This is a genomic window from Actinomyces sp. zg296 (assembly GCF_009829695.1).
GTDB lineage: Bacteria > Actinomycetota > Actinomycetes > Actinomycetales > Actinomycetaceae > Actinomyces > Actinomyces marmotae.
Genome location: NZ_VWPG01000014.1, coordinates 12,378 through 28,337 on the forward strand (window position 1 = coordinate 12,378; position 15,960 = coordinate 28,337).

The 15,960-nt window shown below is 72.1% G+C and carries 8 protein-coding genes; 6 read left to right on the forward strand and 2 right to left on the reverse strand.

Translation table 11 applies throughout. The features are described from left to right. Positions 1 to 41: 41 nt before the first annotated feature. From GVV76_RS09580 to GVV76_RS10625, 6 genes are all read left to right on the forward strand, one after another. Positions 42 to 584 (forward strand): hypothetical protein, encoded by a 543-nt coding sequence (locus GVV76_RS09580; protein ID WP_159524491.1) that lies wholly within the window; start codon positions 42 to 44, stop codon positions 582 to 584. A 25-nt stretch (positions 585 to 609) separates the two neighbouring features. Next, entirely contained in the window at positions 610 to 1,233 is a 624-nt protein-coding gene (locus tag GVV76_RS09585; RefSeq protein WP_159626657.1) for a TetR/AcrR family transcriptional regulator, read from the forward strand. Positions 1,234 to 1,409: 176 nt separating this feature from the next. After that, positions 1,410 to 7,484, forward strand: a complete 6,075-nt coding sequence (locus tag GVV76_RS09590; RefSeq protein WP_159626658.1) for an Ig-like domain-containing protein — start codon at positions 1,410 to 1,412, stop codon at positions 7,482 to 7,484. Between the two features lie 13 nt (positions 7,485 to 7,497). Further along, a complete protein-coding gene (locus GVV76_RS09595; RefSeq protein WP_159626660.1) occupies positions 7,498 to 8,730 on the forward strand; it encodes a DUF58 domain-containing protein in 1,233 nt (410 codons plus the stop codon). After that, a complete protein-coding gene (locus GVV76_RS09600; protein WP_159626662.1) occupies positions 8,727 to 11,024 on the forward strand; it encodes a transglutaminase-like domain-containing protein in 2,298 nt (765 codons plus the stop codon). The genes GVV76_RS09595 and GVV76_RS09600 overlap by 4 nt, the downstream gene beginning before the upstream one ends. Beyond that, positions 11,021 to 12,397: an FHA domain-containing protein gene (locus GVV76_RS10625; RefSeq protein ID WP_159626664.1), complete on the forward strand. Its 1,377-nt coding sequence runs from the start codon at positions 11,021 to 11,023 to the stop codon at positions 12,395 to 12,397. The genes GVV76_RS09600 and GVV76_RS10625 overlap by 4 nt, the downstream gene beginning before the upstream one ends. Positions 12,398 to 12,508: 111 nt before the next feature. Here the strand turns inward: GVV76_RS10625 and GVV76_RS09610 are convergent, their stop codons facing one another. Both GVV76_RS09610 and GVV76_RS10630 read right to left on the reverse strand, forming a co-directional pair. Continuing rightward, a complete protein-coding gene (locus tag GVV76_RS09610; RefSeq protein ID WP_159626666.1) occupies positions 12,509 to 13,921 on the reverse strand; it encodes a serine/threonine-protein kinase in 1,413 nt (470 codons plus the stop codon). Further along, a complete protein-coding gene (locus GVV76_RS10630) occupies positions 13,921 to 15,930 on the reverse strand; it encodes an FHA domain-containing protein (protein ID WP_159626668.1) in 2,010 nt (669 codons plus the stop codon). The genes GVV76_RS09610 and GVV76_RS10630 overlap by 1 nt, the downstream gene beginning before the upstream one ends. Positions 15,931 to 15,960: the final 30 nt, after the last annotated feature.

Here is a 15,960-nt window from a genome sequence, read left to right on the forward strand (position 1 = left end):
CGCAGAGGCGACGACGAGGAAAACGAGGAAGCAGGACAACGATGGAGATCGCCGTTCGACCCGACCCGCGCGACTGGATCGTCATCCCCACCTACCCGGCACCGGGATGGGCGCGGATCGAGGCGCGACGACGGGCCGCGGGGGCCTTGGACCCCTCGGCCGAGCCCTTCCTGCTACAGGTCCTGGAGGGCCTCTCGCGCGCTGATCGGCTCGGCTCCGAGGCCCGCGTCGTCAGGTGCGAGGCTGGCCGCCCGGAGTTCGTCGTCGATCTGGCGATCGTCCCCGCCACCGACGACTCCTCCAAGGCCGGGCGGCACAGCGCCCAGAAGGCCGTCCTGGAATCCCTCATCCCGGAGGCCGAGCCCCAGCGGCTGCGCCCCGCCCCGGATATGGCCGGCTTCTGGGCCATAAGCCCGGACGCCCACGCCCATCCGCAGGCGGCGATCATCCTGCGGATGGCGGGCCTGCCCACGATCCCCGCCGACCTCATCATGCGGGTGTGGGGATCGATCCCCGAGCAGTTGCGCCAGGCCGTCGATGAGGCGATCTCCCTGGCCGGCCGCGTCGTGCCCGCCGAGGCCTGAGGCCCGGCCCTCTGCGCCGATCCCCATGACCCCCAAGCGCACCCGGATGAGCGCCAGCCAGCGGCGCGAGCAACTCATTGCCGTGGCGCGCGCCCTGTTCGCGGACAGGGGCTTCGAGGGCACGAGCATCGAGGAGATCGCTCACCGGGCCACGGTCTCCAAGCCGGTGGTCTATGAGCACTTCGGCGGCAAGCAGGGCCTTTACGCCGTCATCGTGGACCGCGAGTTGACGATGATCTCCTCCACGATCACCGAGGCGCTGCGCTCCTCAAGCAGTCCCTCGGTGATCGTCGAGCGCGCGGCGCTGGCCCTGCTGACCTACATCGAGAACTCGCCCGACGGCTTCCGCCTGCTGTTGGCGGGCAGTGACCGCGCCGCGGGGACGTACTCCACGCTCCTGTCCGATGTCGCCATCCAGGTCTCCGGCATCCTCGCCGCGCAGTTCCGCGCCCACGGGCTTGAGGCCTCCACCGCGCCGCTGTACGCCCAGATGCTCGTCGGCATCGTCGCCATGCCGGCCCAGTGGTGGCTGGAGGACCGCTCCATGAGCAAGGAAGCGGTGGCGGCCCACATGGTCAACCTCGCTTGGAATGGCTTGCGGGGCCTCCAGCCAGATCCGACGCTGCGCCACCCGACGGCGCTTTCGTGACACCCCGCCGTAGAGTCTGTGGGCCCCGCCACCGGGAAGATCACGAGGCAGCGGCAGACGAGCCCAGGGGGAGGACACCGGCGGGGGCGCGCCCGTAGAATGGATGGCGAATCCCGGTAGTGGGCTCGGCCCTGTTCACCCGAGCACGCGATCCCTTCCCGATTGGAGCCATCCCCGTGCCCTCCTCCATCGTCCGCACCCTGAGCGGCCGGATCCGACGCCGCGGCGCCAGCGCCCTGGCCGCCCTATGCGCGGCGGCCCTGGGCATGGCCGCCGTGCAGCACCAGGGCATCGCCCAGCAGGATCTCGACCTCCACGACAACGGCGTCTGGGTGACCTCGACGTCGAAGCACCTCGTGGCCCGCATCAACGCCTCCTCCCATGAGGCGGATGGAGTCATTCGCACGACGTCGTCGGACTTCGACGTCAGCCAGAACGGCGAGAACGTCCTGGTCTCCAACGTCTCCGGGAAATCGGTGGACAAGGTCGATCCGGCGCTGGTCTCCAGCGCGTCGGTGGGCACCCTGCCCGCCGGGACCACGATCGCCCAGGGCGCGGACCGCGTCATCGCGATCAACTCGACCGCCGGCACCGTCAGCGGCGCCCTGGCCAGCCAGGCCGGCCTCGTCACCAGCGGCTCGGCCTCCCACATCATCTCCGACTCCCCCGGCCTCCTGGCGACGATCGGCACCGACGGCACCATCCACGCCCTGTCCCCCTCCACCGGGTCCCTCACCACGGCGACGGCGACGGCCACCTCCTGGGCGGCCCCCACCTCGACCACGCTAACGCTGTCGGACGGCGCGGACGCCACCCTCACCGCCGTCGGCTCCAAGCCGATCGTCCTGGAGCGCGGCACCGGCATCCTCCACCTGCCCGGGGGCGGCACCATCGACCTGGGGGAGACGGGGCTGACCCTCCAGCAGCCCGGGCCGGACGCCTCCAGCGTGCTCGTTGCCTCGCGCACAGAGCTCATCAGCGTGCCCCTCGATGGCTCGTCGCCCACGCGCACCCCCTCGGCGGCCAAGGGCGACGCCGCCCCGGGAGTCGCCGCCCGCCCCGTCCGCCTGGGCAACTGCTCCTACGCGGCCTGGTCCTCCTCCGGGCAGTTCCTGCGGATGTGCGGCTCCTCGTCTCCCGAGTACATCCACGACAACGCCCTGGCCTCCTCGACCACCCCGACCTTCCGCACCAACCGCGACGCGATCGTCCTCAACGACACGACGATCGGCACCGTGTGGCTGCCCGACCGGAACCTCGCCCAGGCCGACGAGTGGACCGAGAACTCCGGGCACTCCAGCGATGACGCCACCCCGGACGAGAACGCCAAGGACACCACCCAGGACCCCGCCCAGACGCCCAACCGCGATGAGGAGCACCCGCCGGACGCCGTAGACGACTCCTTCGGCGTGCGCGCCGGGCGCACGACGATCCTCCCGGTTCTGGCCAACGACTCCGACCCCGACGGCGATGTCCTGACCGCCGTGCCGGGCGATGTCGGCTCGACGGCGACGGTAACCCAGGTCCAGGGCGGCCTCGCCCTGGCGATCAAGGTCCCCCCGGACGCCACCGGGACACTCACCGTGCCCTATACGGCCAACGATGGGCGCGGTATGTCCGACTCCGCCGTCGCCACGGTGACGATCCGCCCCGATTCGGAGAACTCCGCGCCCGAGCAGCAGGCCACCCAGACCCTCAAGCTCGCCGAGGGCGGCACGGACTCCCTGTCCGTCCTGTCCAACTGGCGCGACCCCGACGGCGATGACCTGCACCTAGTCTCCGCCACCGGCGTCGGGCTGGAGACCCGCATCACCCCCGAGGGACTGCTCACCGTCACCGAACTGAACGGCGGCACGGGGCCCCGCGAGCTGACCCTCGTCGTCTCCGATGGCCGCACCACCACCGAGGGCAAGCTGACGGTCGACGTCGTCCCGGCGGCCGACGCCGCGCCCGCGACCCACGCGGACCACGCTCGCGGCGTCGTCGGGCAGCCGGTGTCCATCTCCCCGCTCGCCAACGACTCCTCGCCGACCTCCACGCCCCTGCGCCTCGGCTCGATCAGTGAGGCGCCCCCGGGCACGACCGTCACGAAGGACCAGGCCGCCGGCACTGTCAACTTCACCGCCCAGAAAGCGGGCACCTACTACCTCGACTACGAGGCCTCCGACGGCACCTCCCTGGCCAAGGGGCTCATCCGCGTGGACATCGCCGAGGCCTCGGAGCCCTCGGCGGCGCCCATCGTGGAGGACGACACCGTCTTCCTCGCCCCGGGCGGCTCAGTGACCGTCAATCCCCTGGCCAATGACTCCGATCCCGCCGGAGGAGTGCTTGTGGCCGTCTCGGCCACCACGCCGCCCGGCTCCGGGGTGAGCGCGACCGTCATCGATCACTCCCTCGTGCGGATCTCCGCCGTCGGCGAGGTCCAGGGCAAGATAACGGCCGAGTACACGGTCTCCAACGGCACGTCCACGGCCACCGGCAAGATAACCATCGTGCCCCTGTCCGACTCGACCTCCCAGGCGCCGGTCGCCGTCAATGACACGGCCGTCGTGCGCGTCGGCGACATTGTCACCGTGCCGGTCCTTGAGAACGACTCCTCCCCCTCGGGCCTGTCCCTGAAGACCACCGGCAAGCTCACCGTCCCGGACGACTCGCTGGGCACCGCCTGGATCAACCAGGACAAGCTGCGCTTCAAGGCCGGGCAGACCCCCGGCACCACGGAGGTGTCCTACACGGTCGAGGACTCCGCCGGGCAGACGGCCACGGCCACGGTCACCATCGAGGTGCGCGAGCGAGACGATGCCGCGAACGCCGCCCCGGAGCCGCGCCCGGTGACGGCGGCCACCATCGCCGGCAAGAAGGCCTTGTTGACGGTTCCCCTGGACCAGATCGACCCTGACGGCGACTCCGCGACCCTCACCGGTCTGGCGACCCAGCCCACCAAGGGCAGCGTCGAGATCAAGGGCGACATGCTCGTCTACACCGCCTTCGAGGGCTCCAGCGGCACCGACTCCTTCACCTACACGGTCACCGACCACCTGGGCGCCACGGCCACGGGCACGGCGCGGGTCGGCATCGCCGCCCCCACAGCCGTCAACACGCCCCCCAAGACCACCGACGACCTGGTGACCGCCAAGCCCGGCCGCAAGGTGAGGGTGGACGTGACCGCCAACGACTGGGACTCCGATGATGACCCGGTCACCCTGGCCGGTGAGCCCACGAGCGAGGACCCGGCGCTGACGGCGAAGGCCGTGAACGGCCAGGTCGCCCTGGACCTGCCCGAGAAGGAGGGCAACTACACCGTCCACTACACGGCCACCGACTCCCGCGGGGGGACCGCGCTGGGCACCCTCACGGCGCAGGTGCGCGCCGATGCCCCACCGCAGGCGCCCATCGCCGCTGACGACGCGGTGACGCTGTCCGATATCGACGCCTCGGGCACGGCCCTTGTGGACGTGCTCAAGAACGACTCGGACCCCGACGGGAGCCCGGAGACGCTCAAGGTGTCGAGCTCGGACCCGAATGCCACGGTGGAGGGCAATTCCCTGCGCGTCGCCGTCACCGACCACGCGCAGTTCATCCTCTACACGGTTACCGACCCCGACGGCCTCACGGGCCAGGCGGTGGTCTTCGTGCCCGCCGCCTCCGCCCTGGTCCCGCAGCTCAACCGCTCGACGACCCCGGTGAGGATCCCGGCGGACGCGACCACCTCCGTCCCGCTGGCCTCCCATATCCTCACCCGCGCGGGCACCTCGCCCATCATCGGGGACAAGTCCTCGATCTCGGCCGGTGCCGGGCTGTCCTCGGTCAGCGCGGAGGGCAACGGCTCGCTGTCCGTGACGCCCTCCCCGGGCTTCACGGGGCAGACCTCCGTGACCCTCACCGTGACCGACGGGACGGGCGACGACGCGCTCAGCACCACGCTGAACCTGCCGATCCTCGTGGAGCCGAAAGAGAACCGCCCTCCCAGGTTCACCCCGACGGCGCTGACGGTCGCGCCCAACGAGAATCCCGTCAGCGTGGACCTGGCCACCATGGCCTCCGATCCCGACGGCGACTCCCTCACCTACACGATCGGCCCGGCGCCGGCCGGCTTCACGGCCTCCCTGTCGGGCTCGACCCTGACCGTGGGCGCGGATGCCACGACGGCGACCGGCACGACGGGCTCCCTGCTGGTGACCGTCTCCGATAGCAAGAACCCGGAGGTGTCGGCGAGCCTGCCACTGTCGGTCAGCGCCTCGACGCGCCCGCGCATCACGACGACCCCGGCGAGACAGACCTCCCACGGCGAGCCGGTGACCGTGGACGTGAGCGGCTACGTGTCCAACCCCTTCCCGGGCCAGGGCATCACCCTGTCCGGATCCCCCACGATCACCTCGGGGCAGGGCTCTGTGACCGCCTCGGGCACCTCCCTGACGATCACGCCGGCGGCCGGCGCCACGGGTGACATCGTGGCCCGCTACCAGGTGCTCGACGCCACGGGCGCCGCGGATCGCGCCGCCACCGGCACGGTGACGGTCACCGTGGCCTCCGCGCCCTCCGCGCCCACGCGGGTGATTGCCGAGCCGCGCGACTTCAGCTCGGCCAGGGTGACGTGGGCCCCGGGCAGCGCCAACGGGAGCCCCATCACGAGTTACACCCTCACCGAGGTGGGCGGCGCGGGCTCCTGGAGTTGCACGGGCAGCCCGTGCTACGCCACGGGCCTGACCTCCGGCAGGTCCTACGCCTTCGAGGTGACGGCCACGAACGCCAACGGCACCTCTTCCGCGGGCCGTTCCAACACCGTCACCCTGGGGCCGTCCGCGCCGGGCGCCCCCACCGGCGTGCGCCTCCAGGCCGGCGAGGGGACGCTCACCGCCTCATGGACCCCGGGGGCCGCCGTGCCGGGCACCCAGACCACCTACCGCGTGGTCTTCCACTCCGACAGCGGCGACATCACCCGCACGACGACCGGTACCTCGCTGACCATCGGCGCGGCCGACGGCGTGAAGGCGGGCAGTTCCTACTCCGTGACGGTCACGGCTATCGCCAGCTCGGGAGGCGCGGAGGTCGGCTCCTCCAAGAGCGCCAGCTCCGGTTCCTCAGCGACGCCCTACGGCAAGCCGGGCCCCTTCGAGATCACCCACGTCGTCCAGACGGGCTCCGGGGTGACGGTCTACTGGCAGCCGGCCAACTCGAATCACGCGGGCCCGGTGTCCTACACGGTGAGTGTCACGGGCCCGGAGTCCCGCACGGTCAACGCGGGCTCCGCCCTGTCGACCCCGATCAGCCTCTCGACGGCGGGGACCTACACCTTCCGCGTGAGGGCGACGACGAAGGCCGGCTCGACGGACTCCTTGAACACCAAGGGAATCAACCTCACCCTGAACCCGCTTCCCCCCACGGGGCTGTCCGCCTCTGCCTCATCGGACGTCCCCAACCAGATCTCCGCCTCCGCGACCCCTCAGGCCGGCAATGGCTGGAGCGCGAGCGACCTCAAGGTCGAGTACCGCGTCAACGGTGGCCGCTGGCAGTCCAAGAAGACCTTCGATGGTCTCGCCGCCGGCCGCGTGACCGTGGAGGCCCGCGCCTACGGCATGCAGGATGGCGGCGAGGTCTACTCCGAATCCGTATCCACCTCCGCCACGGTCGTCGGCAATCCCACCGACCCGGATGTGAGATGCGATTCCTTGGCCAGCGATGGCACTCTGACGTGCTCGTGGTACCCCTCGTCGCACTCTGGCAACCCCGATGATTCGCATATCAAATATTCGGCTTACGAGACAGGGGGCTCCGAGGCCAGGCTCGGTGGCGGGAAGGAGATTAAGGGCCTGAAACAGTCGCACAACCCCCTGACGACGACCGTTCCCGAGGGGGAGAGCCGCGGCTGGTGCGTCGTGGCGACCAACACCTACGGGTTCTCCAGCAGGGACTGCGAGTACAAGACCCGAGAAAAGGTAGCTGCTCAGCCCCGCCCCGCGGCCCCTCAGCCCCGCGCCCTGCCGATCAACGCCACGAGCCCGTACGCCTCCTGCACCGTGATCGACTCGGCCAATTCCGGGTACTCCCAGGATGCCTGCTGGCGCGCCCTCCTGGACTTGTCGAGTTTCCCCGCGGGGAGCAAGGTCAGGTGCGAGTTCAACGACGCCAATGTCTGGCCGTCAAAAGGCCCGTTCGATACCCAGCCGAACTCCACCGGCACTGCGCAGTGGCTCGGCTACGTCCTGACAAACAACCCCAAGTTGACCGCCAGTTGCCACATAGTGGAGTGACCCGACAACACCAATGACCTCTCTCGACACTCTGAGCACCGGCTCCTCCCCAGGGGCCCCCACCGCATCCCCCGACCTTCCCAGCACCACCGCGCCCGAGGGCGCCGGCGCGCAGGTCCTGACCCGCACCGGGTGGACCACCGCCGGCCTCGCCGCCGTCAGCCTCCTGGCCGGGGCCAGCCTCGGCTGGCAGGAGGCCTGGGCCGGTGCCGCCACGCTCATCGCCTGCCTGCTCACAGCCCTAGGCTGGGTCCTCCACCGGGGCGGCCACACCGTCACCCACGGCCTCATCGCCCCGCGCATCGCCGTCGGCGATCACGCCCTCGTGCAAGTCACCGCCTCCAACGAGGGCACCCGCGTCCTCCTGCCCACCCGCATGGAGATGCCCATGGGCGAGGGCCTCGCCGAGATCAACGTGCCCCTCCTCCACACCGGCCAGTCCCACGACGAGGGCTTCGCCCTGCCCACGGAGCGCCGCGGCGTCCTGTCCATCGGCCCCGTCCTCCAGGTGGTCGGCGATCCCCTGGGACTGGCCCGGCGCACGCGCGCCATGAGCACGGCACAGACGGTCCACGTCCACCCCCGCACGGTGCGCATCGGCCAGGCCATCCACGGAGTCATGCGCGACATCGAGGGCGCCGTCACCCAGGACCTGTCAATGTCCGACGCCTCCTTCCACGCGCTTCGCCCCTACGTGCCCGGCGACGACCGCCGCCACGTCCACTGGAAGTCCAGCGCCCGCACGGGCACCCTCATGGTCCGCCAGTTCGAGGCCACCCAGCGCGCCAGCCTCCTGACCCTGCTGTCCGTACGCGAGGACGACTACCCTGACCCGGACGACTTCGAGACGGCGGTATCCGCCGCCTGCTCGCTGGCGCTGAGCTCGATGATGGAGAGCCGCGAAGTGGCCCTGCTCACCCAGCGAGACACCCTGCCCACCACGGGCCCCACACGATTGCTCGATGCGTCCTGCGATCTGGAGCTCACAGGCGCCGATGAACTCGACGCCCTCGTCAACCACGGCACCGGGCTCCACCCCGGCGCCTCCATCGTCGCGCTCATCACCGGCAAGGGATGCTCCGAAGACTCCCTGGCCAGGGCGCGCCTGCGCATCCCCGCCGGCATGAGCTCGATCATCATCTCCTGTGGCGCCGCCGAGCCCAGCATCTCCATGCTCGCCGCCACCCCCGTGCTCAACCTCGACACGGTCGACAGCCTCCCCCAGCTCCTGAGGAGGGCCCTATGACCCCCCTGACGCTCCGTCGCACGGCGGGCTCCCCCAAGCCCGCCGGCAAGGCGCGCCCCCAGCGGGGGCGCCTGGCCGCGATTCCCTACCTCCTCCTCATCGCCCTGCTCGTGGCGGGGACCGCCCCCATCTACTCGCCCTTCGCCGGGCCCAGCGGCGTCATCGCCGCTGCCGAGGGCATCGTTGTCGGCGCGCTCGTCGCCCTGGCCGCGGCCCGCCTGCGCCTGGGCCCCCTGCTCACCCTCGCCCTGGGCGCCGTCGCCCATGCCGGCCTGGGCCCCCTGCTCCTGCGCGACGTCGGCTCGGGCATGACCGCTGTGCGGGCCGTCCTGGCCGGCACGATCACCGTCTGGAAGGACTCCCTCACCCTGCCGCTGCCGCTGAGCGGCTACGCGGGGATGTCCGTCCTGCCGTGGCTCGCGGGGCTGGTCATCGCCACGCTGTCCTGCCGCCTGCTGCTGGCTGGCTGGGCCCGCACCGCTGGGCTCGCCGCCCTGGCGCTGCCCACCGTCCTCATCGCCTGGGGCGGGCGCAACGCCCCCGCCGCCCGTCTCATCGGGCCCGCGCTCGTCATCCTCCTGCTCCTCATGTGGGCTGCCGCCGCCCAGGGCCAGAGGGCCAGCCGCCTCGTGGCCGGCACCGCCGAGTCCCAGCAGGCGCGCCGCCTGGTCACCCTGCGCCGTCTGGTCGGCGCCACCGTCATCCTGTCCATCGGGACCGGCATCGGGCTGGCGCTGCCCGCCGCCTCCGGCGAGCGCCACATCCTGCGCGAGGTCTTCGAGCCCCCACTTGACCTGCGTGAGTACGCCACCCCCCTGGGGCTGATCCGCACCCTGGAGACCGATCAGGCCTCCACCCGGCTTCTCACCGTCGAGGGCCTGTCCGACGGCGGCCGCATCGCCGTCGCCACCCTCGACTCCTACGACGGCCTGGCCGCCCGCATCAGCGGCGGCACGGGCGCCAATTCTGGCTTCCGCCCACTGGGCACCGGCGCCACCCTGGCACCCGCCGCCTCCAAATCCACCACCGTCCGGATGACCATGGAGGGCTACGCCCTGCCCTGGGTCCCCACCGTTCCCACCACCTCGTCCATCGAGGTCAGCGGGTCCCGCGCGCACCTGCTGCGCGAGACCCTCTTCCGCGACGGCGCCTCCCCCACCATCATCACGACCGCGGGCCTGGCCAGCGGCGACACCGTCACCGCGCGCACGAGCCCGCAGGATGTGCCCACCGCGGATGCGCTCACCGGGGACACCGTGGTACCCACCCAGCTCGGCACCGTGGAGAACGTGCCCCCGGGGATCGCCTCGATGGCCGCCCGGATCGTCGGCGACCAGTCCGACCCGGTCGTGCAGATCGTGGCGCTCCAGAACGCGCTGCGCGCGGGGGCGTACTCCAACGGCACCAACTACTCCTCTCCCCCCGGGCACGGCGCCGCCCGCCTGGCCTCGATGATCAGCCACGAGCAGCTTATCGGCGACGACGAGCAGTACGCCGTGCTCATGATGCTCCTGTGCCGCTCCCTGGGGATCCCAGCCCGCGTCGTCATGGGATTTCGCCCCGCCACCGACGGTGACGCCTCGAACGTGACCGGCGAGGATGTCTACGCCTGGGTGGAGATCCCCTTCATGGACCACGGCTGGACGCCCATCGACGTCACCCCCGACCGCGATCAGGTCCCCGAGCAGCTCGCCGCGCACGACACCATCAACCCGCAGCCCCAGGCCCTCCAGCCGCCGCTGCCCCTGCCCAAGCCGGAAGACCTGCCGCCGTCCTACGACGACCCCGATCAGGACCTCAACCAGCCCGAGCCCGTGGCGGACTCCACCCCCCGCCTGGCGCTCGTCATCGCCGGGTCCATCCTGGCGGTCCTGGCGCCCTTCCTCATCATCCTGGGGCTCAAGGCCCTGCGGCGCAGACGCAGACGCAGCCGCCAGGGGACCGACGGGGCACTGGGCGCCTGGGACGAACTGCTCGACCTGGCCCGTGACCTGCGAGCGCCCATGAAGCCGGGCGCAACCCGCCACGAAACCGCCCACGGCCTCGACAAGCGATTCCCCTCCGCGGGTCTCATTCCCGTCGCAAATGGCGTGGATGAGGCGGTTTTCGGCGCTGACGAGCCAGCCTCCGATACCCTGAGCTCGCTGTGGTCCTCCGCGGACACCGCGGCGAATCAGATGAGGTCCTCCCTCTCCCTGCCGGGGCGCCTGCGCGGCCGCCTGTCGCCGCGCTCCCTGGCCTCCCACCGCCACACCGCAGCGAGCAACCGAGCCAGAAGGAATCGCCCCTCATGACCACCGAGCCCCAGGAGCCGGCCGCCATGCCAGAGCGCGGAGGCCGCCACATGGGCCCGCCGGGCGCCGCCCGCCATGTCCTGCCCGATCTACCGATCAGCCAGGGCGCGGCAGGCCCGGCCGGATCGGGCGGTCCCGATCTGCCCTCATCCAGCCCACTGAGCGCCAGCGCCCCATCCGACGCCGCCCGAGCGAGTCGGCAGGTCCGCCGCCGCCCGGTGCAGACCTTTAAGACGGTCCGGCCCATCCGCGTCGTTGACATGACCGAGCCCTCCGCGGACGCGGCAGCGGCTCTCCCCGCCCTGCACGACCTGGGCAGCGCGGCTCCCGCTCCCTCAGCGACCTCCAGCCCCACGGGCATCATCCAGGAGGTGCCCCAGCCCAGCCCGGTCATCGAGGATGTCCCCTGGACCGGATCGGGCTCCTCCGGGGCCTCTGCGCCGTCGGCGGCGTCGGCCTCCTCGGCCCGCGCCGCCTCGGCGCCCCGGCGCGGCCGGTCCTCCTTCTCCGCGGTCTCAGCAGCGGTGGCCGCGGTGCTCTCAGCGCGCTCGGCGGGCTCCGCCGGGACCTCCGGTTCCGCGGCCTCCGCCGGCACGCCCCGCTCGGCGGGCTCCGCTGGCACCACCGGTTCGGCGGGCTCCGCCGCGTCCGGCCTGTCGGCGCCCTCAGCGGTGAGCGCGGCCTCGGCGCCGGCGGCCCCAACCCGGCGCGCGCGCCGCAAGGGCCGTCACGCGGCTGAGGCCGAGGCCGTGACCCGCCCCGTGCCCCTCGCCTCCCTCGGCATCCCCGACGACGCCTTCTCCTCCGTGCGCTCGCCGGCAACCCCCGCCTCCCCGCGCTCCCTAACCGGTTCGCCTCTCTCCCCCGCGCCGACGGCGACGCCGTCGTCCTCCGAGGCCCCGATCATCACCTCCACGCCACTGGACTCCCCCGAGTCCGGACGCCGCGCCGCGGTGCCGATCGAGGACTGGTCCGAGGGCAGCGACGCCACCGTCCACGCTCTCACCGGATCGATGGCGCGCAGCCTGTCTGCGGAGGCCACCCCAACGCATCTGCGGCTCGTGCCGCTCACCGGCGGGCAGGCGATCGCGCTGAACGACATCGCGCTGGTGGGGCGGGCCCCCGAGAACATCTCGCGCTACAACGCGGCTGAGGCGATCCGCCTCGCGGACTCCTCGCGGACGGTGTCCAAGACCCACGCCTGCATCGTGCCCATGGCCAACGGCGCCTGGATCTCGGACCTGCACTCCACCAACGGCACGCGGGTCATCATGGATGGCGTGCTCACGCGCCTCCTGCCCGATGTCCCCGTGCCCGTGCTGCCCGGCACGACGATCTACTTCGGCTCGATCGGCTTCGTCCTGGAGTCCTGACCCCCGCCCTCCCCGCCCCTCCCCATCGCCGAGACCGGTCGAAAATAGGAGCGAGACCGGTTCGCGGACCGGTCTCGCTCCTATTTTCGACCGGTCTCGCTGAAATGCGGCTCAGGGGGTTGGGGCGTTGACGCAGGCGTGGACGGGGTCCGACACCTGGCGGTCATCGCGCACGGCCACGACCTCAATGCAGGTCTGGCCCGCGGGCAGCACGGCGGAGGTGTCAGCCGTCCTCTCCCAGGTGGGGACCGTCCCCCGCCACTGGCGGTACTGGTACTCCCCCGCCCAGTCGGCCGCGGGCGCCGACCATGTGAAGCGGGCGGTCCCATCCTCGGCGAGTTCGCCGACGAGGCCCTGCGGCCCGGGAGCCGTCTCCTTCAACGGAGCCGCCTGACCGGCCTGGATGGTCGCGAAACTACCCGGAGGCCTCTCCTCGCCGGGACCGCTCCACACGATGTAGCCGCCCACGACAGCCACCGCGATCGCGGCCGCACCGATGACGGTGGGGGCGACACGGGGCCTCCTGGGCGCCTCCTCCTCAGTCTCCTCGACACCGGCCTCCTCCTCCGGAGCGGCGGGGGCCGCCTGGGAGGGGGTCTCCACGCGGGAGAAGACGGCGATGCGGGTTCCGGAATCGTCGTCGTCGCCGGCGTCCTCGGGCCCATCAAGGGAGTCCTGGAGGAGGTCGATGGTGGTGGGCGGGAGGTTGAGGGAGGACTCGATCTCCTGCAGGGCCCGCCCCAGGGCCAGGGCGCTGGGGTAGCGCTGCATGGGGCTCTTGTCCATGGCGACCTCGAGGACCCTCTTGAGGGCCTCCGGGGCGTCGGGGCGCTGGAGGGGCGGGACGGGGTCGGAGATGATCCTCCGGGAGAGTTGGAAGATGTCGTCCTTCTGACCGGCCGTGCCGAAGGGGCTGCGCCCGGAGAGGAGGGAGTAGAAGGTGGCCGCCAGGGAGTAGACATCGGCCGACGGGTGCGGGTTGGCGGCGTCGATAAGCTGCTCGGGCGGCGCCCAGGGAACGGAGAGCCCCCGAGTGGCCTGGTTGACGTCTCCTGCCACGGAGGAGATGCCGAAGTCAGCCAGGACGGGACGGCGGTACGCGGTCAGCAGGATGTTCGCGGGCTTGATATCGCGGTGGATGATGCCGGCCCGGTGGGCCGTCTCGACGGCGCCCGAGATCTGGATGATGGTGCGCAGGGCGTCGGCGATGCTCAGGGGCCTACGGCGCGCCACGGTCCACAACTGGGGCGGCGGGCAATACTCCATGACGATGTAGGCGAACCCCTCCTCGGTGACACCCGCGCCGAAGAGGGACAGGATCGCCGGATGGCTGGAGACGCGGGCCATAAGCTCGGCCTCGGACTGGAAGAGGTCCGAGGAGGGACCGCGCATGACCTTGACCGCGATCTCACGGCGGGGCACCTGCTGCTCGTAGAGGTGAACGGTGGAGTAGCCGCCCGAGCCGAGGACGCGCAGGTGCTTGAGCCCGGGGATGAGCGGGGGTGAGTCGATCTGGGCGGCCATCAGGCGGCCTCGAAGCGCGCGGTGACTCCCTCACCGAGCTCGAGCACGTCGCCACTGCGCAGAATGGTGGTCTCCACACGCGACAGGTGGACCGGGGCGGATCCCTCCCGCAGCAGGACGGTGCCGTTGGTGTTGGACAGGTCGCGGGCGAGGACCGACCACTCGTCGATGTCGATGAGGAGGTGGTTGCGGGAGATCTGCCGGTCCGGACTGGACACCTTGATGCACGTGGGGAAGCCGGCGTCGAAGGTGGCCACGCGGTCGGCCGAGGGGCGCCGCCCCAGCACGATGGGCCCGCCGAGTGACAGGACGCGACCGTCGGACAGGATGAGGCTGCCGAGCACGGGTCGCGGCGCGAGCCTGACGGGCCCCTCCAGGGGAGCCTCGCAGACGCGGCAGGCCACGAGGTGGGTGGGGTTGGGATGCGAGTTCGCGCAGAAGGCGGACAGGACGCGCGCGCCGTGGGAGGGGACGAGGCCGCTGCGGTCGGGCGTGGGGAGCTCGGCCAGCTCGGAGCGCGCCGAGCGGATCTCCTCAAGGAGATCGCCCGGGAGTTCCGCCACGGTGGAGCCGTCGTGATCCCCGCGCCGGAGGGGGGCGGGGCTGGTCAGGGAGGACTCTCCGGTGGACTCGGGGCCGACGGCGAAGTTCGGGGCCGCCGTGATGCCCGGGCCGGTCTGGGCGGGCAGGTCCGCGGAGAAGGCGCCGGGGGCGGAGGGCGCGCCGGGGGCGGAGAAGGCCGCAGGGGCCGAGGCGGCGATCGGGGCGGAGGGCGCGGCGGGCCCCGAAGCCGCTGATGCCGGGAGGAGGGGCGCGGAGCCCGCGGACGGGGCGGGCACGGAGCCTGCCGTCACCGCCGGCCCGGAGGCGGTCCAGCCCTCGGCCTCGGCAGGAGTCGAGCCCTGATTCATGCCGGCGAGGATCGCGGCGGGGTCGAAGGGGACGGCCAGGGTGGACTCGACGGCGGGCTCGGGCAGAGTCTCGGGGACGCCGTCGATGCCGGGGGCTGCCTGCTGGTCGATGCCGGCGAGGATCGCGGCGGGGTCGAAGGGGACGGCCAGGGTGGACTCGACGGCGGGCTCGGGCAGAGTCTCGGGGACGCCGTCGCCGCTGGGGGCTGCCTGCTGGTCGATGCCGGCGAGGATCGCGGCGGGGTCGAAGGGGACCGCCAGGGTGGACTCGACGGCGGGCTCGGGCAGAGTCTCAGGGACGCCGTCGACGCCGGGGGCTGCCTGCTGGTCGATGCCGGCGAGGATCGCGGCGGGGTCGAAGGGGACCGCCAGGGTGGACTCGACGGCGGGCTCGGGCAGAGTCTCGGGCAGGGTCTCGGGCCGGCCCGCCGACGCCGCAGGCGCGGTGGGCGGAGTCGGCGCCACCGACGGCGTGACCGGCGCCGCCGGCGGCGCGACCGGCGCCACCGAAGGGGCGGGGGCGCCGGCGAGGACATCGGCGGTGGGGCGGCTCGTGGCGGGAGAGGGGCCGGAGGCCTCAGCACGGCGGGGGAGGCTGGCCGCGTCGTGGACGGTGGACGCGCCCTCGGGCCGCTCCTCCTCCGCGAGCGCGGGCAGCGCCACGACGCTGACCGGCGCGATGCCGTCGGCCAGGGGCCGCATGATGCCGTCACCGGTGTCCGGGGTGAGCAGGACCAGGGTGTCGGAAGGCTCAACGATGGTCTCGGTCCACGTGGAGGTGGGACCCGAGGCGATGTCCCCGTGGGAGGTGCGCACGATCCCGCGCCCCCGCACGGCCACGTGCCGGTTCCCATCGGGCTCGAGGAGGACGAAGGCGAAATCGGGCCGCTCACCCGTGCGGGCGACGACGCTGGAGATGACGTCCCACAGGACGGCCGCCGTCGTCAGGCCGTCCCCGTGGAGGTCCCGCCAGAGTCGCTCGACGATCGGCATGGGGATGACCGGGGGCAGGATGAGGGCGGCGCGCGGCGTGATGATTCCGTGCCAGTCGCCAGCGCCCCAGCGGGCCTCGCCGATCGTGCCTGCAGCCTCGCGCACAGGACCTCCTCTTGGGCCAGCCGGCCTGAC

Excerpts from the sequence above, each read along its gene's own strand:
- GVV76_RS09595 (WP_159626660.1), top strand. The coding sequence starts at position 7,498 with ATGACCTCTCTCGACACTCTGAGCACCGGCTCCTCCCCAGGGGCCCCC.
- GVV76_RS09580 (WP_159524491.1), top strand. The coding sequence starts at position 42 with ATGGAGATCGCCGTTCGACCCGACCCGCGCGACTGGATCGTCATCCCC.
- GVV76_RS09585 (WP_159626657.1), top strand. The coding sequence starts at position 610 with ATGACCCCCAAGCGCACCCGGATGAGCGCCAGCCAGCGGCGCGAGCAA.
- GVV76_RS10625 (WP_159626664.1), top strand. The coding sequence starts at position 11,021 with ATGACCACCGAGCCCCAGGAGCCGGCCGCCATGCCAGAGCGCGGAGGC.
- GVV76_RS09600 (WP_159626662.1), top strand. The coding sequence starts at position 8,727 with ATGACCCCCCTGACGCTCCGTCGCACGGCGGGCTCCCCCAAGCCCGCC.
- GVV76_RS09610 (WP_159626666.1), bottom strand. The coding sequence starts at position 13,921 with ATGGCCGCCCAGATCGACTCACCCCCGCTCATCCCCGGGCTCAAGCAC.